We start from the raw sequence: 734 nt of genomic DNA, 5'->3' as shown, positions 1-734 counted from the left end.
CTGTTAGGCGAAGCCTTCTGGCAGAGCGTTATTGGCACCGAAGAGATCGTGCTGGAGCGCGAGGGGAAGACCGATTGTTTTCGATTTGAGCGGCGACATCGTATCTAGATTGTCAAGGTAAGATCGCTAGGCAATATGTGAGCAGCAGGTCAAGTGCGGCGACGGCCCGAGTTCCGAAACGGTTCGGGTAGCGGCGGTTGGGAGGAAAAGCGGTTAGCGGAACTCGACGATCGTTGCGGGGTTTATCGGGTGACCGATTGGACACCAAGATGCCTTCGACCGTGATCCGCAATGTTAAGTACGACCCCGCAACCGGAATCCTTTCGGTTTGGTTCGTGCCAAGCGGCACACGCTATGACTATGAGGACGTTGCCCCCGAAACCTATGCCGCTTTCAGGAAAGCCTTCTCGAAAGGCCGCTTCTTCAGGGAATTTATACGGGACCGTCATAAGTATCGCCGCGTGGCATGACCGTCTCGACCACAGCCTCGAATCCTACCGCCGCTACGGCGTTTTGGCAGCCGCCCGGTCGTTCGTACGAATTCGTACCGACGCTCGGCTTGAAACTGTGGTCGAAGTCGTCGAAGCCATCGGCGAATGGTTCGTTCGCGTGGTCGAGGACGGTCGCGAGGAGAGGCGGTCGTTCGAACTGGAATCCTCGCGCTGGCCTTTTCGGAAGGGCAGCGACTTCGCCTTAAAGGTCCTCCAGCTGTAGGCAGACGAACGGCGCGCCGT

General features: G+C 57.9%; 2 protein-coding genes. Both read left to right on the top strand.

Going from position 1 to position 734, the window contains the following annotated elements:
* Nucleotides 1-269 precede the first annotated feature (269 nt).
* Complete coding sequence (locus tag ACXJ7R_RS35250; protein WP_457155817.1) at nt 270-470, top strand: KTSC domain-containing protein; 201 nt, start codon at nt 270-272, stop codon at nt 468-470.
* Nucleotides 385-714, top strand: a complete 330-nt coding sequence (locus ACXJ7R_RS35245; RefSeq protein ID WP_457155818.1) for a hypothetical protein — start codon at nt 385-387, stop codon at nt 712-714. Before ACXJ7R_RS35250 ends, ACXJ7R_RS35245 begins: the two co-directional genes overlap by 86 nt.
* The last annotated feature ends 20 nt before the right edge of the window (nt 715-734 follow it).

It is taken from the genome of Mesorhizobium sp. P5_C1 (assembly GCF_054049815.1).
The sequence above is the reverse complement of the archived record's forward strand: the minus strand, read 5'-3'. Positions and strand labels throughout refer to the sequence as shown.

What these genes read in the sequence shown, in the direction of transcription:
- ACXJ7R_RS35250 (WP_457155817.1), top strand. Translation starts at nt 270, where the DNA reads ATGCCTTCGACCGTGATCCGCAATGTTAAGTACGACCCCGCAACCGGA.
- ACXJ7R_RS35245 (WP_457155818.1), top strand. Translation starts at nt 385, where the DNA reads ATGCCGCTTTCAGGAAAGCCTTCTCGAAAGGCCGCTTCTTCAGGGAAT.